Genomic DNA, 20,960 nt, shown 5'->3' on the forward strand with positions numbered 1-20,960 from the left:
CTCCTCGAGATTCTCACTTGTCGAAAAGTAAGCCGAGGTCTAGGGCCAGATTGTTTAAATGGTAGCGGCTGTCGCTGGGGATTCACAGGGTGATGGAGCGATTCACCACGAGTTCTGCGACATCTCGCAGATTGAGGTTATTGCTGCGCGCGTGGCTGCGCAGCGTGCGGAACGCCTGGTCCATGTCGACGTTGCGCGTGTGCGCTATGACGCCCTTCGCCTGTTCGATCAGCACTCGGCTGTCGAGGGCGTGTTGAAGCTGGTTCTTGGCCGAGTCTGCCTCGCGGATGGCGCGTTCCTGCAGGATGCCGATCGTGGCGACGTCGGCGAGCCCCTGTGCCACCGAGAGGTCTTCGGGGCTCAGGACGCCGGTCTCGGTGCCGAAGAGGTTGAGGGTTCCGATGACGGAGCCGCGCAGTCGCAACGGCACCCCGTGTACGGAGCGGAAGCCCTGCTGGAGGGCGGAGGCGCTGAAGTCCGGCCACTTGTCGACGACGTCGGTGACGTCGCGCACGGTGACCGCCGCGCCTTTCTCGAAGCATTCGACGCACGGGCCGAGGCCCGAGCTGAGCTGCATCATCTCGACGAGACGGCTCCGCTCGCTCGTCGACGCGACGACGGAGAGTTCCCCGGTCGAGTCGGCGAGCATGATACCGGCGGCCGAGGCGTCGAGCAGCTCGGCGCAGGTATCGACGAGGGTCTGCAGGAGGTCGACCACGTCGAATCCCGCTACCAGGGTGTCTGCGAGGGTGACGAACGCTTCGGTGAGTCGTCGCTCTCGGGTTTTGCTCGCCATGGGGTGAGTTTACTCCGTGGTCGTCAGCGTTCGCGATCGGTCGCGAAGTTGAGGCGCCGTTCGACCACGTCGTTGGCTACTTCGGCTACTGTCCGCCCGCTCGCGTAGGCGTGGGCGCGCAGCAGCAGCGACGCCTCCTCCACGGTGACGTCGAGTTGGGCGAGGATCATGCCCGTCGCCTGGTGGACCTCGCTGCGGTTGAATGTGCTGGGTCCTTCCGCGTCGTCGGTCGCGGCATCCCCCAGCACTCGTCTCAGCACCTGCCAGGAGGTGATCGAGGCGAGTTCGGTGGCGAACTCGATCTCTTCGCGGTCGAGTGTGTCGCGGGTCAGCGAGTAGAGGTCGATGGCGCCGATGTCGAGAGAGCCGACGTAGAGCGGGAACGCGAACAGTGCGCTCACCGAGGAGCCGAGCTCGTCGTCGAACACCGCGTGCGAGAACAGCGGCCACGAGCTTGCGCCGTCGAGGCGGAAGTCGGGCGTCAGCACCGGCATCCTCGACCCCATCGCGTCCCAGCACGGGCCTTCGCCGAGGTCGAACTGCATCTCGTCGAGACGGCTCGCCGTCTCGTTCGTCGAGCAGATCGTCGATTGACCCGCGGTCGAGGCGAGGATCGACACCGCGGCGCCCGCCACGGGCAGCACGGAGACGAACGGCGCGCAGAGGCTCGTGTTGCGCTCGTGCGCGTAGAGCAGCTCCCGCTTCGCCTCGCGAAAACTCTTGTTCTTCGGCATAACGCCCACCCTCATCGGTCGCAGGGTCAGGGCGATTCAACGGATCAAGTTAGGGCGAGCCTACTCGTGCAGCGGAACCGCCGCTGGCTTGCGGGGGAATCGTCCGATCAGGAGGGCAGCAGCACGCCGGTCGAGAGCAGCACGATCACGGCGATACCGAGCGCGATGCGGTAGATCACGAAGGGCAGGAAGCTGTGCGTGGAGATGTAGCGCATCAGGAACGCGATGACCACGTAGCCGACGACGAAGGCGATGGCGGTGGCGACCGCGGTCTCCGCGTAGCCGTAGGCGCCCTCGGGCTCGCCGAAGCTGTGCACGAGCTCGTAGAGCCCGCTGCCGAACACCGCCGGGATGGCGAGCAGGAACGCGAAGCGCGCGGTGGCGGGGCGCGAGTAGCCGAGCGCGAGGCCGGCGCTCGTCGTGGCACCCGATCGCGAGACTCCGGGAATCAGCGCGAGCATCTGGGCCAGACCGATGGTGATGCCGCTGCGGTAGCTCATCGCCTCGATCGGCTTTGTCTTTTTACCGAGCCAGTCGGCGATACCGAGGACGATACCGAACACGATCAGCACCGTCGCGGTGATCCAGAGGGAACGCCACTGGTCACGGATGTACGACTGCGCGAAGAACCCGAGCAGCACGATCGGAACGGTGCCGATGATGATGAGCCAGCCGAGGCGCACATCGGGATCGTTCTTCGGGATGCCGGTGGTGTGCGATCCGCCGCGGCTGCCGAACGACCGGAACCACCGCCCGATGATCCGGGTGATGTCCTTCCAGAAGTAGATGATGACCGCGGCCTCCGTGCCGAGCTGGGTGATCGCGGTGAAGGTCGCCCCCGGGTCGGTCTTCGACGGGAGGAACTCGCCGACGATACGCAGGTGGGCGCTCGAGGAGATGGGGAGGAACTCGGTTAGTCCCTGTACAAGGCCAAGGATGATCGCCTCGATAAAGCTCATGGTGCTCCAGCTCAGTAGTTGGTGAGCAGGTTGCCGAGAACCTGCCTGCCAAAGACTAGTGCGTCGAGCGGGACGCGCTCGTCGACACCGTGGAACATTCCGGGGAAGTCGAGTTCGGCCGGCAGCTTGAGCGGGGCGAAGCCGTAGCCGGTGATGCCGAGCAGGCTGAGGGCCTTATTGTCGGTGCCGCCGCTGAGCAGGTACGGCAGCACGGGGATGCCCGGGTCGTGCACACCGAGCGACGCGACCATGGCCTCGACCAGATCGCCCTGGAACGGGTTCTCGAGCCCGATGTCGCGGTGCATGACCTCGATCTCGATGTCCGGCCCGACCAGCTCGCGGATCTCGGCGAGCACGGCCTCCTCCTCGCCGGCCAGGGTGCGGACGTCGACGAGCGCCTCGGCGGTGTCGGGGATCACGTTGTGCTTGTAGCCCGCCTTGAGCAGTGTCGGGTTGGTGGTGGTGCGAAGGGTGCCCTGGATGAAGCCGCCCGCCGATCCGGTGGCGAGCACGATCTCCTCGGGGCCCACGCGCTGCGGGTCGACGTCGAGCAGTCGGGCGAGTTCCACGATCAGCTGCTCGGTGGTGTCGGTGAGGTGCACCGGCCACTCGCGACGACCGACCGCGACGACCGCCTCGGCGAGTTTCGTGACGGCGTTGTTATGCATCACCCGGCTGCCGTGCGCAGCGGTGCCGCGGGCGATGAGCTTGATCCAGACGAGGGCCTTCTCGCCGGTTTGCAGCAGGTAGGCGCGTTGGTCGTTGATGGTGACCGAGTAGCCGCCCACCTCGCTGATCGCCTCGGTGGCGCCGGCGAACAGGTCGGGGCGCTGGGTGACGAGGTGGTGCGACCCGCGCACTCCCCCGGCCTCCTCGTCGGCGAAGAACGCGATGACGAGGTCGCGCTTCGGCTGCTTGCCCGCGCCGAGGATGTCCTGCAGCGCGGTGATGATCATCGCGTCCATGTTCTTCATGTCCACGGCGCCGCGCCCCCAGAGCATGCCGTCCTTGATCTCGCCGCCGAACGGGTCGACGGTCCAGTTGGCCGGATCGGCGGGCACCACGTCGGTGTGGCCGTGCACGACGAGCGCGGGCAGGCTCGGGTCGGAACCAGTGACCCGGGCGACGACGCTCGTGCGGCCGGGATCGGAGTCGACGTACGTCGTTGTCAAACCGAGATCTTCGAGGAGCGAACCCAGATATTCGGCCGCGATTTTTTCTCCGGAAGAAATTCCTTCACCGTAGTTCGAGGTGTCGAACCTAATGAGTTGCTGGGCAATCCGGGCTGTCGCTTCGAGCTCTGGTTCGGTTGTCATGGCTCCACGGTACCCGTCGGATACGGCGTGTCGGGACTCGATGGCGCCAAGTGACAAAAGCACCTCTCAGAGCATGCTATTCTCGTTTCTCGGCGGTCAACGCAGTGTAAAAAACTGCAGAGACGGGCCATGCGCGCGGATGGCGGAATTGGTAGACGCGCTAGCTTGAGGTGCTAGTGCCCGTAAGGGCGTGGGGGTTCAAGTCCCCCTTCGCGCACTGTGGCTATTTCAGTGAAAATAGCAGTCAAAAGGCCCGCCGCACAGAAATGTGCGGCGGGCCTTTTGCGTTCCTTGACTGCGTGTGTCGCCGCGGCCGTCACGACACGGAGAGAAAGCCGCGGTCATCAGGCCATGCGACATTCCCCCCGGGTCGGGAGGCCGGGGATCGAAGGTGTTCGCCCCCGTCGTTTCGAGGGTCACCCGTGTTCGTTATGCCTGGATGAATGCCAGCAGGTCGGGGTTGATCACCTCGGCGTGGGTGGTGAGCATGCCGTGGGGGTAGCCTTCGTAGATCTTGAGGGTCGAGTTGCTGAGCAGTTCGTGCTGCTTCAACGCCGCGTCTTTGTAGGGAACGACTTGGTCGTCGTCGCCCTGCGTGACCAGGACAGGAACGGTGATGGCCCGCAGGTCGTCGGTCTGGTCGGTCTCGGAGAACGCCTTGATACCTTCGTAGTGGGCAAGCGCGCTGCCCGTCATGCCCTGCCGCCACCAGTTGGCGACCACGGGCTCGGACAGCGTGACGCCCTCCCGGTTGTAGCCGTAGAAGGGCCCGGATGCGACGGCCTGGAAGAACTCGGCGCGGTTCGCGGCCAGAGCGCTGCGGAACCCGTCGAAGACCTCGATGGGGGTTCCGTCGGGGTTGGCGTCGGTCTGCACCATCAGCGGGGGCACTGCCGACACCAGGACGGCCTTCGCTACGCGGCCCTGGGGCTCGCCGTACTGGGCAACGTAGCGGGCGACCTGACCGCCGCCGGTGGAGTGTCCGATATGGATGGCAGCATGCAGGTCGAGGTGCTGCACGACGGCGTCGACGTCGCTGGCGTAGTGGTCCATGTCGTGACCGGTGCCCACCTGGGACGAACGGCCGTGACCGCGACGGTCGCTGGCGATAACGCGGTAGCCCTTGGAGAGGAAGTAGAGCATCTGCGCGTCCCAGTCGTCGGACGAGAGCGGCCAGCCGTGGTGGAAGTAGATTGGCTGGGCGTCGACGGCGCCCCAGTCCTTGTAGTAGATCTCGACGCCGTCGGCTGTGGTTACGAATGCCATTTCTCATCTCCCATATTCCTGTTGAACCAAGCGGGTCCTGGCTCGACGATTTGCGTACTTCCGGCTCACGTGCGGGTGAGCCGTCTTCGTGTCGTCTCCGACGCTCGGGCCCATGCGGACCCTCAGCTCGTGGCGGTCACGGATCAGGTGCTAGGCGGTGGCGGTTTCCCGTACCGCGGTTTCGATGACGTCGGCGACTGCGGCAGGGTGCGTGTGCATGACGAGGTGAGGGGCATCAAGTTCGACTACCTCGCGAAGCTGGGCGCGCTGGTAGCCGAAGCGCTCCACCTCGGGGTTGATGGTGTGGTCGGCGGTGGAAACGATTCCCCACCCGGGCGTGGTCTTCCATGCCGCGACGGACGCCGGTTCCCCGAAGGCGGCGCCCGTCAACGGACGTTGGGATACGGCGAGGACCTCGGCGGTGGCGCCGTCGACTCCGTCGGCGAAGATGCGCGGAAATGCATCGATGCGGACCGACACGTCCACTCCGTCGTCGGCACCGTCGATCGGGAACGGGGTGTACACGAGATTCGCGGCGAGATCAGAGTCGGGGAAGCCGCCCTGCAGTTGCCCGAGGCTCTCGCCGACCTCGAGCACGTAGCCCGAAACGAACACGAGACCGACGACGTTCTCGGCTGCGCCGGCGACGCTGATCACAGCCCCGCCATACGAGTGCCCGGCTAACACGACCGGCCCGTCAACCTGCTCCGCGACAGCCCGGATCGACGCGGCGTCAGCCGCAAGGCTGCGGTTGTAGACCGGCGGGACCAGGACGGTGTAGCCGCGGTCCAGCAGCTCGCGGGTGACCGGTGCCCACGACGCGGAATCTGCAAACGCACCGTGTACGAGGATGACGGTTGGAGTTGTAGACAAAGCGGCCTCCATTTTCAGTCGGGGCGCCACGGTTGTGGAGCCTTCACACGACCAGCAACAGAATGGCGCATCGCGGTGTACGGCGCGAGAACTGCGCGCATTGTCACGTTCTCGTTCGTCTCAGAGCGCATGCGAAGACAAACTAGTCGGCGGAAACCGTGGACTCGCCGGCACGCCAGTCCCGAGGGGAACGACCATAGCGTTGGGCGAAAGCCCTGCTGAATGCCGACGCAGACCCGAACCCGCTCCGTTCGGCGATCTCGCGGATGCTGAAAGCCGTCGGTGTCGACCGTTCCAGCATCGTGCGCGCGTGTGTGAGGCGGACACGATGTATCTCCTCAGCGACCGTGGATCCGTCTCGTTCGAACAGCTTCTGCAGGGTTCGAACTGACACGCCTACCCGTTCCGCAACCATCGACGGTGTCGTCGATGGGTTGACGGCCCAGCGGCCGATATAGTCGCGTGCGCGGCCCAGCAGCATCCGCCGCTCGACGGCAGGATCGGTGCGCTGATCGAGGACGTCGTCGACGAAGGCACGAGTCAGATCGATGACAGATTGGGCGAAAGCGGCCTCGGAGGCCGCTCCCAAGGGGTCTCGAAGAGCCATGACATACGACCCCATAGAGCCGAGAAGCCGCGGCGCACCCTCCTGCAGAATGAACGTCGTCGTCGATATCGCCTGCACCTCGGCAGCCGTCAACGGCAGGGCCGTCCGCGCGATGCGGATTGACAGACACCGGAAATCCGGCGTGATCTCGAATCCGGAAACCTGCGGCATATGACTGACCGCGAGATGCCCGGCGTCGCACGGAATCGCCAGCGAACCCCGATGGCTGACTATCGCCCCCGATGTTACGAACGCCCACACGAAGGCATCCTTCGGATCGGTGTAGCCCGCCCCGGCGTCGTCCCTGTCCGCGGGTGCTCTCACCTGCGCCAGTTGTACCGGTCCGAGCGTCTTCGAGCTCACCATGGTGGCTGCAGCAGGAGAAAACCCGTCCGATGTGCGCTGAGCGCGCTGAAGAAAAACCACCTCAACCACCTTTTTCGTGTTCAAGCAGAGCTCACATAACAAAGGATGCCTCACGCGAACCACGGACGGCGACCCCACGCGTCGCGCGGATGCCCACCGGACCCCGCGCGGTCTCGACGGCGACGGCCTGAAAGCCGTCGAAGCAGGTTCGTCGAGCGTCCACAGGGCCCGGAAATCGACCTGTCGACCCCTGCCGGACTCCGTCTCCCGAGGTCTACCCTGTCGGCATGGACGAGCACGGCGCTGAACTCGCAGACACGATCGTCGTCGGGCACGATGGTTCGAAGGACGGGGATGCCGCGTTCGAGGTCGCGCTCGGGCTCGCCGCGCGGCTCGGCTGCGCGCTGCGGCTGGTGCGCGCGTGGTCGGCCGAGACGGCCCCGCACGGGACGCTGATGGCCGGCGGGTACGTAGCGTCGCTCGCCGAGGCGTCGGCGTCGATCGCACGGGTGGTGGAACGGGATGCAGCGTCGCGGGCCGCCGACCACCCCGAGGTGCGGATCGACTATCTCGCGCGATTCGGTCAGGCGGAGGCGGTGCTGATCGCCGCGTCATCCGGAGCCCTCATGCTCGTCGTCGGCGGCCGGGGCCGCGGCGGATTCGCGAGCATGCTGCTCGGGTCGGTGAGCGAGCAGTGCGTGCGGCACGCGCACTGCCCGGTGCTCGTCGTGCGGACCGAGAAACACGGCCGGGCCGACAGGAACAAGGAGAGAGTCACCTCATGACGGGCGACAACCGAGGACGCGTCGTGCGGGACGGGCAGTGGGGGTTCGTCTTCCTGCTCGCCTACATCGGCGCCGCGGTCTACTTTGTATCGGTCTCGGACGGGTCGTTCTGGGGCGTCGTGCTCGGCCTGCTGCAGGCGATCGTCTGGCCGGCGTACGTCGTCTACTACTCGCTGGCGGGGCTCGGCGCATGAACCCGCTCCGCCACGCTAGACTGGACTTTCTGCAAATGAGACAGCAGGACCCGACTGTGTCGGGGCAGGATGACCCTCGGGAGTGCAATCCCAGGGGTCATTTTTGTTTTCCCGGCGGTGACGTATGACTCCCGTCGTCGTCGCCGTCTTCGGCTCGAACAGCCCGTTGGCGGTCGAGCTCGAGGCAGCCCGCTTCCTCGCCGCCGCGATCGCCGCCGAGGGCGCGACCCTGCTCACCGGGGGTGACGGCTCGGACCCGTCCACGGTCAAGGACGCGGCGATCATCATGGCGAAGACCATCCCGGATGCGAGCTGGATCGGCGTGCTCAACGAACCCGAAACCGCCGACCCCGTCGTGGTCGGCTCCTACGGCCTCCTCGTCACCCCCGGCTTCGGCCACCGGCGCAACTTCGTCGAGGCCTGTCTGTGCGACGCCGCCGTCGCGATCGGGCACTCGCCGGGCACCTCGTCGGAGGCGCTGTTCGCCATGTTCCTTCGTCGCCCGGTCGTCCTCGTCGACGCGGATCCGGTCGAGATGCCCGACCTACGGCGAATCGCGCTCGACCGCGTGCCCAAGCCGCACAACCCGGCCACGGCCCTCGACCGCGGCATCGCCCACGCCTACCACTGGGCGAAAACGAGCGATCACACCCCCGAGCGCCGCCGCCTCCCCCTCGACGCCTGGCAGGCCGCGGGACTCGTGCGCGGCCTGATCGACGGCACTGTGCCGGGCGGCCTCGATCCGACCGCGCCGCGGACCGCCGCCGACTGGGACGCGCTGGTCGGCGGCGTGCTCCACTCGCTCTGATCGCTGACACTCCGGTCAGCGGACCGGAGCGCTTGCCCGCCGACAGCGCCCCCGCATGCTTGACTGATCCTCGTTGAGGGCCGACGAGCGACGGGGATCAGGTGACGACAGCGGGGATCGTGATTCACCGATCGCGCAATTCCCTCGCCGTGCTGCTCTCGCTCGCGGTGGTCGTGCTCGTCTCGGCCCTCTCGCTCGCCGCGAGCATCGGCCTCGTCACCGCCGGATCCGCCTCGGGCGCCCGCACCGTGCTCTCCGACGCCGCCCCTCGGGCCGCGGCCGTGCAGCTCACCACGCACCTCGCCGACGACCCGCCGGTTCAGGATGCCGCGGCGCGCACTCTCTTCGACGGGCTGTTCCCCGCGGGCACCGTCGCGGTCGACTACTCGTGGCGCAGCGGCTCCGTTCCGCTCCGCCTGCTCGGCGACGCGGCGGCACCGGCCGACAGCACCGTCGTCGTCGGCGTCGTGCCGGCACTCGACGACCGGGTCTCGTTCACCGCGGGCGACTGGGAAGGGGACGTCGGGACGGTGGCCGTCCAGGCGGATGCCGCGGCCGAGCTCGGCCTCGCCCCCGGGGACTCGCTCACGGTCGGCAGCGACAGCCGACCCGTCACGCTGACCGTCGCCGCCCTCTGGCGCGCGACCGACGCGGGCGACCCCGCCTGGTTCGGCGACTCTGCGGTCGCGTCGGGCCGGTCGGGCGACTCCGTGGGGTTGCTCGTCGTCGACGCGGAGACCGCCCTCACCCTGCGCACCCGGTACACCGCCGCGTGGACGGTCGTCGGGACACCGGCCGCGACTCTGCCTGCGAACCGCGCCGATCTCGTGCGCGGACTCGACCGGCTGGGCGACGACGTGCGTGGCCCGGTCGGCGTGATGGTCGAGTCGTCGGGCGTGAAAGGGTCGCTCGCCGCGACGATCGAGCGCATCGACGTCGCGAGCCGCGCGGCCGCGGCCGTCGCGACATCCGCCGCCTTCATCGTCGGGGTCCTGGCCCTCGTCGCCCTGCTGCAGCTGAGCACGGTACTCGCCACGTCGCGTCGCCGGGAGACCCTGCTACTGCGGGCCCGAGGGCTGTCGACTCTGCAGCTCGCGGCGCTCGCGGTCGGCGAGGCCGCTGTCGTAGCCCTTCCGGCGGGCGTGGCCGGCGTCGGCATCGCCGCGCTCGTTCCCGGGGTGGCGACGGACGTCGTCGTCGCCGCGGCTGTCGTCGGCCTGCTCGCCCTGGCGACCATCGGCGCCGTGGCAGCGACAGCCCTCGTCGACGCCCGATCGGTCGCGCCCGACGCGCCGCCGCGCGACTCCCCCGTCGTGGTGGTCGTCACCGGCGCGCTGCTCGTCGTCGCCGCAGCCCTCGCGGTCTGGCAGCTGCATACCCGCGGAACGCCCGTCGTCGCCGGCGGCGCCCCGGCCGACCTCGTGGCCGCGGCGAGCCCCGCGCTCGCCCTCGTCGCCCTCGCGGTGATCGGGGCGGTGCTGCTCGTCCCCGTCTCGGGATGGTTGGCGGCTGCGGCCGCCCGCCGCGGATCGCTGCCGCTCGTGCTCGCCACCCGCCAGCTCGCGCGTCGCACCGGCCGCTACCTCGTGCCCGTGCTCGCGATCGCGATCGCCCTGGCCGGCGGCGTCTTCGCCGCGGGACTCGCCGCGACCGCGGTCGATACCCAGCGGTCGGCGCTTTTCGTGCGCACGGGAGCCGCCGTCGCCCTCGACCTCGGCCAGCCCCGCCCCGACGACGACGGCACCCGGCCGACGACAGCGGAGACGTACCGGCAGATCGACGGGGTCGACGCTGCCGCGGCCGTCGCGCTCGGTTCGGCCGGGATCGGCGCCGACACCGTCGCGTTCGTCGGTCTGCGTCCGGACGGCGCTTCGGCCGTTCTCGGCGACGACGGGCGGGCATTCGCGGACGCGCTCGCCACGACGTCGACCCCGGACACGTCCCTCGCGCTGGCCGCGGGCGCCTCCACGATCGCCGCCACCGTGACCGTCACGGGGCGCGAGCCGGCCACCACCGAGTTCGCGATCTCCGTCTGGGTGTCCGACGCCGACGGTGCCCTCGCCCGGGTGCCGCTCGTCGCCACGCCCGATCCCGGGGTCCGCGCGGGCGCGCTGCCGGCCGGTGTGCAGCCGTGGCGCCTGCTGGCGCTGGAGAGCGACCGGACCGGACCGGCCGACCCGCGACATCCCACCGTCGTGGTCAGCGACCTGACCCTTGACGGAGCCGCCCTCAACCTCGCGCCCGTCACACTCGCCGTGGCGACGACGGCGGCGACGGCGCGGGAGCCCGTCGGCGAGACCGGCGAGGGCCTGCCGGTCGTCGTCTCCAGCGCCCTCGCCGCCCGCATCGGTCTCTCCGTGGGCGACGAGCTCGAGCTCGAATACGTGCCGACGAACGGCGACTACACCGCCACCGTGACGGCGATCGTCGACCGCGTCCCCGGCTCGGCGTCCCGGCTCGCCGTCGCGACCGACCTCGACACGCTCGGCGCTCGCTCCCTCGCCACCGGCCGCGTCCCCGTCGTCACGACCGGCGTCTGGTACGCCACGGCGACACCGGACGCGGTCGCCGCCGAGGTGCCGCTGCTCGCGACCCGGGACGCCGCCGTCTCCACCGCGTCGACCACGAGCTCGGCGCCGGTCGTCGCCGCGTCGCTGTCGACCTTCTGGATCGCCGCCGGCACCGCCGGGTTGCTCGCGCTCATCGCCCTCGCGGCCTTCCTCCTCGCCGACGCCCGGGCGCGGCGCGACGACCTCGGTGTCCTGCGCGCGCTCGGCCTCACTCCGCGCGAGCAGGGCGCGGTGCGCGGTTGGGAACAGACCGTCGCGATCGGCACGGCCGTCGTCGTCGGTGCGGCGGGCGGCCTCGTCGCGACCCTCGTGACCGTCACCCCGTTCGCCGCGGCCGCCGTGCCGGGGGCGGTCGCGCTCGTACGCATCGACCCGGTTTTCGATATCGTCCCCTGGCTGGTCTTCGCCGGAATCGTCGTAGCCGGGGTGGTCGTGATCGTGGGTCTCGCCCTGCTGCGTGTGCGGCGGGCCGCGGCCGTCGCGCTCGACGAGAGGGGCGCGTGATGCCTCACCGCACGACTCTCGGCCCGGCGCGGATCGCCCGGCGCGCCGCGGGCGCGTTTGCCGGCCTCGCCGCGATGGTCGCGATCGTCACGGTGCTGATGGCGTTGCTCGCCACCGGCCTCCCGCGCGCCGTCGACGGGATTCTCGCCGCCGGTGTGCGCTACGAGACGGAGTCGACCCCCGCGACGCAGATCGATCTGGGCGCCGACTTGCCGCCCGGCAGCGTGGGGTGGTCGTGGTCCTCGCTCGACACCGACCTCGAAGCGCTCCGCGACGGGATGCCCGAGCCGCTGCGGTCGACGCTCTCCCCCGCCGAGTTCCTCACGGTCGCGGCTCCCGCGCCCTACGACGCCGAGACCCAGCCGGACGCCGCGCTCTCCGTCGCCTACGACCCGCGCGTGCTGTCGCGGATCACCCTCGTCGAGGGCGACGAACCGGCGCGGGTGGACTCGCGCGAGCTCCCGTCGGAGGAGCCGCTCGACGTGGTCGCCTCCACCGTCGTCGCCGACCGGCTGGAGTGGGTCGTGGGCGACACACGGCAACTCGCACTTCCCGACCGTCTCACGCAGCTGGTCCGGCTCTCCGGCACCTTCGAGCCCGTCGATGCCGACGACGCGTACTGGGAACACACCAGCGCGACCCTCGAGCCGGCCGTCGACTCGCGCACGCTCCCTCCCGTGATCACCGCGACGGTGTACGCGAACCCCGCCGTCCTGGCCGCGGCGCAGAACTCGCTCGTCACGAACCTGCACACCGCCGTCTGGTACCCGACGGCCACCGACGCCCTCGACGGGGCGTCGGCGGCGGAGGTCGCGCAGCAGACCCGCAAGTTCGTCAGTTCGACCCAACGTGTCGGCGGCGCGGCCGTCACGTTCGAGAGCGGCCTGCCCGAGGTTCTGGATGCCGCGGCGGACCGCACCGCGAGCTCCCAGTCGATTCTCGCCACGATCGTCGCCGGTCCGCTCGGGGTGGCCCTCGCCATCGAGATCCTCATCGCCCGGCTCGCGGCCTCACGCCTCCGTGAGAGCCTCGCGCTCATCGAGGCCAGGGGCGCGTCACTGGCGCAACGGCGGCTCGTTTTGCTCGTCCCCGCTCTCGTCGTCGGCGTCGTGGCCGCTGCGGCGGGGGCCGCGGTCGGCTTCCTCGTGCCCGCGGCACCGCCCGGCGTGCCGGCGATCCTCGCGATCGTCGTCACCGCGGTGCTCCCCGCCGCGCTCATCGCCGCCTTCGCCACCGGGCGCCGGGAACGCGCCGGGAGTGTCACGAGGTCGGGGCTGTGGCGCGTGATCGGCGAGGTGGTGGTCGTTCTCGCGTCCGCGGCCTCGCTCACCGCCATCCTGCAGCGCACGGGCACGACGACGGCCACCGGCTCGATCGACCTGCTCGCCGCGGCCACCCCGCTCGTGCTCACCCTGCTCGGCTGCGTCGTGGCCCTGCGCATCTACCCGCTGCTACTGCGTCGTGTCGTCGCGGCGAGCCACCGCGGCCCGGGCATCAGCGCCTTCTACGGCACGGCGCGCGCCCTCCGCGGCGGCGGCGCCGGTCTCGTCCCCGTGCTCACCGTCGTCGTCGGCGTCTCGGTAGCGGTGTTCTCGGGAGTGCTCTCCGCGACCCTCGCGACCGGGCTCGACGACGCCGCGCGCACCCGGGTCGGTGCCGACGTGTCGGTGCGCGAGGTGCGGCTCGAGGCAGACGCCGTCGACCGGGTGCGGGCCGTCGACGGCGTCGAGGCGGTCGCCGCCGTCGCGCAGCGGCTCAACGACCGGCTCTCGTACGAGGGCGGCAGCCCGGTGACGCTCACCCTGCTGCTCGTCGACGCCGAGGAGCTCGCGGCCGTGCAGCGCGGGGTCCCTGGTGCGCTCGACCTGGGCGCCCTGCGCCGCGACGGCGCCGAGCCCCTGACGATCGCCGTGTCCGCGGGAGTCGCGGCGACAACGCGCGACGCCACCGAGGCGCGACTGGACTTCGTCGACGTCGACATCGTGCCACCCGCGATCGACGCCAACCCGTTCCGTATTCCCGGCCGGTTCGTCGTGGCCGACGACACGGCCGCCGAGACCCTGTCGGTCGCGCAAGCCGGGCTCGCGCAGCAGCTGCTCGTGCGCCTCGACCCCGGCGCCGACGTGGATGCCGTTACCACCGACATCCGGGCTCTCGTCGGCGACGATGCGATCGTGGAGACTCCGGGCGACGCAGCGGCCGTGCTCGCCGAGAACCCGGCCGTCGGCGGTATCCGCACCGCAGCCCTGCTCGCCATCGTCGGCGCGGGAATCCTCACCACGGCCGCGCTCGTGCTGACGACCGTGCTCGACGGGCGCACGCGGCGGGACGACATCGCGCTGCTTTCGACGCTCGGGCTCCGCCGCCGGCAAGCCCGCGCCGCCGTGATCTGGGAACTCGCCCCGCTCTCCGTCGTCGGACTTGTCGTCGGGGTGCTGCTCGGGGCGGGGCTGTCGGCCCTCGTGCTCGGAACCGTCGACCTCCGCCCGTTCACCGCCGGGCTCGTGCAGCCGGCGGTCACCATTGACCCGCTGCTCAGCGCCGTCATCGTCGGCGGCTTCGTCGTCGTGCTCGCGACCACGGCCGTCGCCGCGGCCCAGGCTGCGACCCGCTCTAGAGCCGACACCGGCCAGAAGAACACCCGCAAGAAGAGAGAGAACCCATGACCAGTGCAGACATCGACTGCGTCGACCTCGTGCGCATCTTCCGCAGCAAGGACGTCGAGGTGCAGGCGCTGCAGGGCCTGACCCTGCGCGTGGAGGCCGGGGACATGGTCGCGGTGGTCGGCGCGTCCGGGTCGGGCAAGTCGACGCTGCTCAACGTGCTCTCCGGTCTGGACCGGCCGTCGGCGGGACGCGCCATGGTCGCCGGCCACGACATGCTCGCCATGTCGAGGGCCGAGCGGGTGACGTTCCAGCGCTCGAGCGTCGGCTTCGTCTGGCAGCAGACCTCCCGCAACCTGCTCCCCTACCTCTCGGCCGGCGAGAACATCGCCGCGGTGCTGGCCATCGCCAAGGGACCGCGCGGCACGGCGCGGGAGAAGCGCGTCGACGAACTGCTCGACCTGGTGCAGATCGGCGACCTGCGCGACCGGCGTCCGTCCGAGCTGTCGGGCGGCCAGCAGCAGCGCGTGGCGATCGCCGTCGCGATCGCGAACGACCCTACCGTCCTACTCGCCGACGAACCCACCGGCGAGCTCGACGAGGCGACCAGCGAAGAGGTGCTCGGCGCCATGCGCCGGGTGAACGAGGAGCGCGGGGTCACCACCCTGATCGTGACGCACGACCCCACGGTGGCCACGCAGGTGCGCCGCACCGTGCAGATCCGCGACGGACGGACGTCGACCGAGGTCGTGCGCAGCACGAGGCGCGACGAACTCGGCGACGAGTACGCCGTTGCCGAGGAGTTCGCCGTGCTCGACCGCGTCGGCCGCATGCAGTTGCCCGCCGCGTTCACCGAGGCGCTGGGGCTGCGCGACCGCGTACGCCTCACCCTCGAACCCGACCAGGTGAGTGTAAAACCGGGCAGCGATGCCCCGGTGACCACCGAGGGGCAGGACCAGCCGTGAACGCCCTGCACACCGCCGCCATCGACATCGTCGCCGACCCGGTCCTGCGCGCCGAGGGCCTCGGCCGGGTCTTCCCCTCGCGTGCGGGCGACGTGGTGGCGCTCGACGGCATCGACCTCGAGGTCTACCCCGGCGAACTCGTCGTGGTGCGCGGACCGTCGGGTGCCGGCAAGTCGACGCTGTTGCGTCTGCTCGGCGGCCTCGACTCCCCCACGACCGGCGAGATCTGGGTGCACGGCACCTCGTTCGCCTCGCTCAGCGAAGACGAGGCCGCGCTGCTGCGTCGCGACGACCTCGGCTTCATCTTCCAGTCGTTCGGGCTCATCCCGGTGCTGAGCGCCGCCGAGAACGTCGAACTGCCGTTGAGAATGACGAAGACGGATGCCGCGGCCCGCGCCGCCCGCGTCGCCGAAGTGCTCGCGCTCGTCGGGCTCAGCGACCACGCCGCCCAGCGGCCCGACGAACTCTCGGGCGGCCAGCAGCAGCGCGTGGGCATCGCGCGGGCCTTGGCGGTACCGCCGCGCATCCTCATCGCGGACGAACCCACCGCCCAGCTCGACAGCGTCAACGCCGCGGTCGTGATGGACCTGCTGGCGAGCCTCGTCGACACCGACGGCCTCTCGGTCGTCATCGCGACACACGACCCCGACCTCGCCGCCCGCGCACACCGGGTGATCGAGCTGCACGACGGGCGCCAGCGGCGCCCCGCGGGGCGCCACAAAGCGCAGGGTTAGGCCGCTGCGGCCTTCGCGATCGACGCCGCGTTGACCAGGATCGGCAGGTGGTCGGACGCGCCGATCGGCAGCGTTTCGACGCTCTCGATGGCCATGCCGACGCTCGTGACGAAGTCGAAGTGGCCGGTGAAGATCTTGTAGCGCGTGTAGGTGCGGCGGTCGCTCAGCGACAGGTCGTAGCCCGTCTTGCCGATGTGCTTGCCGAGGCCCTTCTGGAAGAGCGGGTAGTTGTAGTCGCCCACCATCACGGTCGGCAGGTCTTCGCCCATCTCCCTGAGCGACGCGTGTGCCGCCTTGATCTGGTTGCGACGCAGCGAGTTGGTGGCCGTGAGCGGCGCCGCGTGGAATGAGGCGGCGATGAACTCGTGCCCCGTCTCGTCGTCGAAGAAGCGGGTGCCGATGAGGCGCTCGTGGGTCGGCGACGCGATCATGTCGTGCAGCGACTTCTTGAGCATAAAAGTCTTGGTCTCGAGCGGTGTGAAGCGGCTCTCGCGGTAGTAGATCGCGAGACCGAGGCGGTTGAGCTTGGTCGCGTCGGCGAGCTTGAGGTCGCCGAGAACGGCGGGCAGCAGCTTGGTGTCGCACTCTTGGAGGCAGAGCAGGTCGAGGTCGTGGCGTTCGGCCAGACCGCCCAGCTCGGCGCTGGCCATGTTTTTCCGGAGGTTGTAGCTGACGATTTTAATTCTGAGTCCCCACTCTGACAGTCCAGAAAATCCACGATTGACTCGCAAAGTCTACGACGGCTGCGTCGAGTCTCCTCCGAAAACCGGGGCAACGGCGTGGCGTTACCCCGGTGTTCGCTGAAAGTCTGTCGCCCGGCCCGACGGCTCGCGGGCCTCGAGCGCGGGTCTACAGGACGTACTTGCCGATCAGCTTGTTGAACCCCTTGATGTCGAAGCGGGATGTGAACTGGAAGGTGACCTGGCCGAGGCCCGCGAACCAGAGGATCATCTCGGAGTCGAAGTCCAGAAGGCCGGCGGTCTCGACCGAGAAGGCCTGGATCTTGCTGTAGGGCAGCGACGTGAAGTCCTTGCTCGTGCCGGTCACGCCCTTGACGTTGATCGCGATGAGGCGGCGGTTGGTGAAGATGACCTGGTCGCGCACGCTCTTGAAGGCGGCGAAGACGTGCTCGTCGTCGATGAGCATCGGTTCGAGGAGTTTGGCGGCGTCCTCCGCGTCGGCGGGCCCGAGGTTGAAGACCGTGTCGGCCTGGAAGTCGATCATGAGTGTCCTTGCGTGGGAAGCCGGGCCCTCCCTGCGGTGGAAAGGTCACCCGAGGGTAGCAGTGTTAGCCACCCTTGCCGCTCCCCCAGTTCAGGGCTGCTGTCCGGCGGTCTTCTCGACGTTTCTGCTTCTCGTCATGCGCCTGACCGTCTAGCGTGGCGGGATGACCGACCGAATTCGCCGCAGGGCCGTCGTGACCGGCAGTGTGCAGGGCGTGGGCTTCCGCTGGAGCGCCCGGCTCGAGGCCCAGCGCCTCGGGGTGACCGGCTACGCCAGAAACCGGGTGGATGGCGCGGTGCAGGTCGAAGCCGAGGGAGAACCCGCCGCGGTCGACGCCTTCGTCGCGTGGCTGCGCACCGGTCCCCCGAGTGCCGCCGTCGCCGGGGTCGAGGTCGGCGAGCTCGAACCCACGGGCTCGGCCGGGTTCGAGGTGGCCTAGCTGCCCGACGAACCGTCTACTCGACGAACCGTCTACTCGACGAACCGGATGCCGGCGAGCAACCGGGTGCGTACGTCGAAGACCTCGTTGCCGCCGCTGAGCGCGGAGCCGGGCAGGCCCTCGCGCAACAGCGCGGGCAGGTAGGAGTGGCGCACGACCGCGGCCGAGGCGCCGCGCACCTTGCCCAGGTCGATGATCGGCTCGGCGAGGTCGTCGTCGGGCACGACGATGACGAGGCCGGTGAACTTGAGGCGCAGGCCGCGCTGCAGCGCTTTCACGCGGTGACCGAGGTCGTTGACGGGACGTTCGCCGCCCACGGCCTCGCCGATGAGCTCGCCGCCCTTGACGCGCACCTGGCCGCCGAAGTCTTCGGAGAGCACAGCGAAGAGGCCGCTCGCGCCGAGCACGACGTGGTCGATCTTCTCGTCGGGGTACCCGGTGGAGACGTCGTGCCAGACCGTGTACGCGATGCCGAGCGCCGAGATGGTGCGGGCGGTCGCTTCTTCGGCGAGGGCGTCGGCGAGCAGGTGGCGGATCTCGCGCGGGGCACTGCGCACGAGCGCGGGGTCGTACGGGTCGGGCAGCGGTGCGCCGAGTCCGACCCACTCGCGCATCAGGCCGAGGAAGCGTTCACGACGCCAGCCGCCGGGGTGACCGTAGGCGCGGGCCGGCGGGCGGGTGTCCTGGGCGGGCGCGCGACCGCTCGGGGCTGCCCAGGACTCGTGCGGTTCGTCGTAGGCGCGCGTCGTCGGCCGGCCGCGGTCGTACGCGGCACGGTCCTCGGGGGTGCCGATGCGTTCCCAGGCGAGCTGGACCGCGACGAATCGCGCGGCGTTGCCGCCCGTGTCGGGATGGGTCTCGCGGGCGAGCTTGCGGTAGGCGCGCCGGAGCTCGTCGTGGGTCGCGGTGGAGCTCACGCCGAGCACCTCGTAGGGTGTCGCGGAGATCGGGCTGTCGGCCATCCGTTCGCTTTCGGATCCGGTGGAGTGTGGACTCCCGAGAATACCTAACAGAAACTGCGAACCGGCTTCGTGCGTCGGTGGCACCTGTCAGGCTGTAGCGGTGACTGACACCCGAGAATCCGCCCTTGCCGTCCTCCGCACCCTCGTCGGTCGCGAGGACGCCGACTTCCACGAGGGCCAGTTCGAGGCGATCTCGGCCCTCGTCGACGACCGTCGCCGCGCCCTCGTGGTGCAGCGCACCGGATGGGGCAAGTCGGCGGTCTACTTCGTCGCGACCCTGTTGCTGCGGCAGCGCGGCGCCGGTCCGACCATCCTCGTTTCGCCTCTGCTCGCCCTGATGCGCGACCAGGTGGCGGCCGCCGCCCGCGCCGGCGTGCGCGCCGTGTCGATCAACTCGTCGAACGCGCACGAGTGGGCCGAGGTGCAGCAGAAACTGCGCGACGACGAGGTCGACGTGCTGCTCGTCTCGCCCGAGCGGCTGAACAACCCCGGCTTCCGCGACGAGCAGTTGCCCGCCCTCGTCGCGCGGGCCGGCCTGCTCGTGGTCGACGAGGCGCACTGCATCTCCGACTGGGGCCACGACTTCCGTCCCGACTACCGCCGGCTGCGCGACCTCATCGCCGAGCTGCCCGACGGCATCCCGGTGCTCGCCACCACCGCGACCGCCAACAGCCGCGTGGTCGCCGACGTCGCCGAGCAGCTGGCCGGGCATACCACCGACGTCCTCACCATCCGCGGCCCGCTCGCCCGCGCCTCGCTGCGCCTCGGCGTGCTGCGGCTGCCGAACGCGCAGGCGCGACTGGCCTGGCTGCTCAGCCACCTCTCCGAGCTGCCGGGCAGCGGCATCATCTACGCCCTCACCGTCTCCGCCGCCGAGGACACCGCGCGCCTGCTGCGCGAAGCCGGGCACGAAGTGCACGCCTACACCGGCCGCACCGACACGGTCGAACGCGAGCAGCTCGAGGGACGGCTCAAGGCCAACGACCTGAAGGCCCTCGTCGCCACGAGCGCGCTCGGCATGGGGTTCGACAAGCCCGACCTCGGTTTTGTCCTCCACCTCGGAGCGCCCTCGTCCCCCGTCGCCTACTACCAGCAGGTCGGCCGCGCCGGACGTGCCACCGACAATGCCGACGTGCTGCTGCTGCCTGGCAGCGAGGATGCCGCGATCTGGAACTACTTCGCCACGGCGTCGATGCCCAACCAGGCGAAGGCCCTCGCGGTGATCGCCGAGCTCGGCCCCGACCCGCTCTCCACCCCAGCGCTCGAGGCGCGGGTCGACCTCCGCCGCACACCGCTCGAGCTGCTGCTCAAGGTGCTCGACGTCGACGGTGCCGTGCGCAAGGTGCAGGGCGGCTGGATCGCGACCGGCGAACCGTGGGTCTACGACGCCGAGCGCTACGGGCGCATCGCCGCCGCGCGCGAGAACGAGCAGCAGTCGATGCTCGACTACGAGGTCCTGCCGGGCGACGAAACCGGATGCCGCATGGAGTTCCTGCAGCGCGCCCTCGACGACGACACCGCCGTGCCCTGCGGCCGCTGCGACAACTGCGCCGGCGCCTGGTACCCCACCGGCATCGAGACGGATGCCGCGGCCGCCGCCGCGCAGTCGCTCGAGCGCGTCGGAGTGGCCGTCGAACCGCGCGCCCAGTGGCCCAACGGCATGGCGAACCTCGGCGTGCCGGTCAAGGGCAATATCGCCGTCGGCGACCGCAACGAACCGGGCCGCGCCCTCGCCCGTCTCACCGACCTCGGCTGGGGCGGCACGCTGCGCGATGCCTTCGCGCCCGGCGCCGTCGACGCGCCCGCCTCCCCCGCGATGATCGCCGCGTGTGTCCGGGTCCTCGCCGACTGGGGCTGGGCCGATCGCCCCGTCGCCGTCGCGAGTGTGCCGTCGAAGCGGCATCCACTGCTCGTCGAATCGATCGCCCGAGGACTCAGCACCGCCGGCCGGCTGACCTATCTCGGCGAACTCTCCACGCACGGCGGAGGCCCGAGCGGCGAGGCAGGCGGCAACAGCGCCTACCGGCTCGCGAGCGTCTGGGAGAAATTCGGCACCGAGTCGCTCGACGTGCCGCAGGGCCAGCCCGTGCTGCTGGTCGACGACCTCGTCGACAGCCGTTGGACGATCACTGTCGCGGGCCGCGCGCTGCGGCAGGCCGGCGCCTCCGCCGTGCTGCCGTTCGTGCTCGCGCTGCGCGGGTAGCGGGCGCTGCACGGCGGGGCGCGCGCTTCAGCCCCGCTTCAGTTGCCGTGAA

General features: G+C 70.0%; 19 protein-coding genes and 1 tRNA gene. 10 read left to right on the top strand and 10 right to left on the bottom strand.

Annotated elements, in window-relative coordinates; all coding sequences use genetic code 11:
• Positions 1-82: 82 nt before the first annotated feature.
• The 4 genes from HD599_RS06695 to HD599_RS06710 all read right to left on the bottom strand — a co-directional run bounded on the left by HD599_RS06695 (position 83) and on the right by HD599_RS06710 (position 3,805).
• On the bottom strand, positions 83-796 hold the full coding sequence (locus tag HD599_RS06695) for a GAF and ANTAR domain-containing protein (protein WP_184235011.1): 714 nt from the start codon (positions 794-796) through the stop codon (positions 83-85).
• A gap of 23 nt (positions 797-819) precedes the next feature.
• Positions 820-1,530, bottom strand: coding sequence for a GAF and ANTAR domain-containing protein (locus tag HD599_RS06700; protein ID WP_184235014.1), 711 nt, complete (start codon positions 1,528-1,530; stop codon positions 820-822).
• 107 nt (positions 1,531-1,637) lie between these two features.
• On the bottom strand, positions 1,638-2,489 hold the full coding sequence (locus HD599_RS06705; RefSeq protein ID WP_184235018.1) for an undecaprenyl-diphosphate phosphatase: 852 nt from the start codon (positions 2,487-2,489) through the stop codon (positions 1,638-1,640).
• An 11-nt stretch (positions 2,490-2,500) separates the two neighbouring features.
• Positions 2,501-3,805: a M20/M25/M40 family metallo-hydrolase gene (locus HD599_RS06710; RefSeq protein ID WP_184235021.1), complete on the bottom strand. Its 1,305-nt coding sequence runs from the start codon at positions 3,803-3,805 to the stop codon at positions 2,501-2,503.
• A gap of 133 nt (positions 3,806-3,938) precedes the next feature.
• Between HD599_RS06710 and HD599_RS06715 the strand changes: the two genes are divergently transcribed.
• Positions 3,939-4,022: transfer RNA gene (locus HD599_RS06715), tRNA-Leu, on the top strand.
• A gap of 212 nt (positions 4,023-4,234) precedes the next feature.
• Here HD599_RS06715 and HD599_RS06720 read toward each other — a convergent pair.
• From HD599_RS06720 to HD599_RS06730, 3 genes are all read right to left on the bottom strand, one after another.
• Positions 4,235-5,071, bottom strand: a complete 837-nt coding sequence (locus HD599_RS06720) for an alpha/beta fold hydrolase (RefSeq protein WP_184235024.1) — start codon at positions 5,069-5,071, stop codon at positions 4,235-4,237.
• Positions 5,072-5,221: 150 nt separating this feature from the next.
• Entirely contained in the window at positions 5,222-5,944 is a 723-nt protein-coding gene (locus tag HD599_RS06725) for an alpha/beta fold hydrolase (protein ID WP_246376117.1), read from the bottom strand.
• Positions 5,945-6,086: 142 nt separating this feature from the next.
• Positions 6,087-7,001, bottom strand: coding sequence for a helix-turn-helix transcriptional regulator (locus tag HD599_RS06730; protein WP_184235027.1), 915 nt, complete (start codon positions 6,999-7,001; stop codon positions 6,087-6,089).
• Between the two features lie 203 nt (positions 7,002-7,204).
• Here HD599_RS06730 and HD599_RS06735 point away from each other — a divergent pair, with 203 nt between their 5' ends.
• The 7 genes from HD599_RS06735 (at position 7,205) to HD599_RS06765 (ending at position 16,080) form a co-directional block, all read left to right on the top strand.
• On the top strand, positions 7,205-7,702 hold the full coding sequence (locus tag HD599_RS06735) for a universal stress protein (protein WP_184235030.1): 498 nt from the start codon (positions 7,205-7,207) through the stop codon (positions 7,700-7,702).
• A complete protein-coding gene (locus tag HD599_RS06740; protein WP_184235032.1) occupies positions 7,699-7,896 on the top strand; it encodes a hypothetical protein in 198 nt (65 codons plus the stop codon). The genes HD599_RS06735 and HD599_RS06740 overlap by 4 nt, the downstream gene beginning before the upstream one ends.
• A gap of 124 nt (positions 7,897-8,020) precedes the next feature.
• Positions 8,021-8,704 (top strand): SLOG cluster 4 domain-containing protein, encoded by a 684-nt coding sequence (locus tag HD599_RS06745; protein ID WP_184235035.1) that lies wholly within the window; start codon positions 8,021-8,023, stop codon positions 8,702-8,704.
• Positions 8,705-8,823: 119 nt separating this feature from the next.
• Entirely contained in the window at positions 8,824-11,778 is a 2,955-nt protein-coding gene (locus HD599_RS06750; RefSeq protein ID WP_184235038.1) for an FtsX-like permease family protein, read from the top strand.
• Positions 11,778-14,444: an FtsX-like permease family protein gene (locus HD599_RS06755; protein WP_184235041.1), complete on the top strand. Its 2,667-nt coding sequence runs from the start codon at positions 11,778-11,780 to the stop codon at positions 14,442-14,444. Before HD599_RS06750 ends, HD599_RS06755 begins: the two co-directional genes overlap by 1 nt.
• Positions 14,441-15,346 (top strand): ABC transporter ATP-binding protein, encoded by a 906-nt coding sequence (locus tag HD599_RS06760; RefSeq protein WP_184235044.1) that lies wholly within the window; start codon positions 14,441-14,443, stop codon positions 15,344-15,346. Before HD599_RS06755 ends, HD599_RS06760 begins: the two co-directional genes overlap by 4 nt.
• Complete coding sequence (locus tag HD599_RS06765) at positions 15,343-16,080, top strand: ABC transporter ATP-binding protein (protein WP_343061936.1); 738 nt, start codon at positions 15,343-15,345, stop codon at positions 16,078-16,080. The genes HD599_RS06760 and HD599_RS06765 overlap by 4 nt, the downstream gene beginning before the upstream one ends.
• Here HD599_RS06765 and HD599_RS06770 read toward each other — a convergent pair.
• The gene (locus HD599_RS06770) at positions 16,077-16,763 is read right to left on the bottom strand and encodes an endonuclease/exonuclease/phosphatase family protein (RefSeq protein WP_184240421.1); all 687 of its coding nucleotides are present in this window, start codon (positions 16,761-16,763) and stop codon (positions 16,077-16,079) included. The genes HD599_RS06765 and HD599_RS06770 overlap by 4 nt on opposite strands.
• A 166-nt stretch (positions 16,764-16,929) precedes the next feature.
• The gene (locus tag HD599_RS06775) at positions 16,930-17,304 is read right to left on the bottom strand and encodes a PH domain-containing protein (protein WP_184235047.1); all 375 of its coding nucleotides are present in this window, start codon (positions 17,302-17,304) and stop codon (positions 16,930-16,932) included.
• Between the two features lie 163 nt (positions 17,305-17,467).
• Here HD599_RS06775 and HD599_RS06780 point away from each other — a divergent pair, with 163 nt between their 5' ends.
• Entirely contained in the window at positions 17,468-17,743 is a 276-nt protein-coding gene (locus tag HD599_RS06780) for an acylphosphatase (protein WP_184235050.1), read from the top strand.
• Positions 17,744-17,775: 32 nt separating this feature from the next.
• Here the strand turns inward: HD599_RS06780 and HD599_RS06785 are convergent, their stop codons facing one another.
• A complete protein-coding gene (locus HD599_RS06785) occupies positions 17,776-18,705 on the bottom strand; it encodes a J domain-containing protein (RefSeq protein ID WP_184235053.1) in 930 nt (309 codons plus the stop codon).
• Positions 18,706-18,805: 100 nt separating this feature from the next.
• Between HD599_RS06785 and HD599_RS06790 the strand changes: the two genes are divergently transcribed.
• Complete coding sequence (locus HD599_RS06790; RefSeq protein ID WP_184235056.1) at positions 18,806-20,908, top strand: RecQ family ATP-dependent DNA helicase; 2,103 nt, start codon at positions 18,806-18,808, stop codon at positions 20,906-20,908.
• The last annotated feature ends 52 nt before the right edge of the window (positions 20,909-20,960 follow it).

Origin of the sequence: Conyzicola lurida, assembly GCF_014204935.1 — a bacterium.
Lineage (GTDB): Bacteria > Actinomycetota > Actinomycetes > Actinomycetales > Microbacteriaceae > Conyzicola > Conyzicola lurida.

Coding starts and splice junctions, on each gene's coding strand:
- HD599_RS06695 (WP_184235011.1), bottom strand. CDS start 796: ATGGCGAGCAAAACCCGAGAGCGACGACTCACCGAAGCGTTCGTCACC.
- HD599_RS06700 (WP_184235014.1), bottom strand. CDS start 1,530: ATGCCGAAGAACAAGAGTTTTCGCGAGGCGAAGCGGGAGCTGCTCTAC.
- HD599_RS06705 (WP_184235018.1), bottom strand. CDS start 2,489: ATGAGCTTTATCGAGGCGATCATCCTTGGCCTTGTACAGGGACTAACC.
- HD599_RS06710 (WP_184235021.1), bottom strand. CDS start 3,805: ATGACAACCGAACCAGAGCTCGAAGCGACAGCCCGGATTGCCCAGCAA.
- HD599_RS06720 (WP_184235024.1), bottom strand. CDS start 5,071: ATGGCATTCGTAACCACAGCCGACGGCGTCGAGATCTACTACAAGGAC.
- HD599_RS06735 (WP_184235030.1), top strand. CDS start 7,205: ATGGACGAGCACGGCGCTGAACTCGCAGACACGATCGTCGTCGGGCAC.
- HD599_RS06740 (WP_184235032.1), top strand. CDS start 7,699: ATGACGGGCGACAACCGAGGACGCGTCGTGCGGGACGGGCAGTGGGGG.
- HD599_RS06745 (WP_184235035.1), top strand. CDS start 8,021: ATGACTCCCGTCGTCGTCGCCGTCTTCGGCTCGAACAGCCCGTTGGCG.
- HD599_RS06755 (WP_184235041.1), top strand. CDS start 11,778: ATGCCTCACCGCACGACTCTCGGCCCGGCGCGGATCGCCCGGCGCGCC.
- HD599_RS06760 (WP_184235044.1), top strand. CDS start 14,441: ATGACCAGTGCAGACATCGACTGCGTCGACCTCGTGCGCATCTTCCGC.
- HD599_RS06775 (WP_184235047.1), bottom strand. CDS start 17,304: ATGATCGACTTCCAGGCCGACACGGTCTTCAACCTCGGGCCCGCCGAC.
- HD599_RS06780 (WP_184235050.1), top strand. CDS start 17,468: ATGACCGACCGAATTCGCCGCAGGGCCGTCGTGACCGGCAGTGTGCAG.
- HD599_RS06785 (WP_184235053.1), bottom strand. CDS start 18,705: ATGGCCGACAGCCCGATCTCCGCGACACCCTACGAGGTGCTCGGCGTG.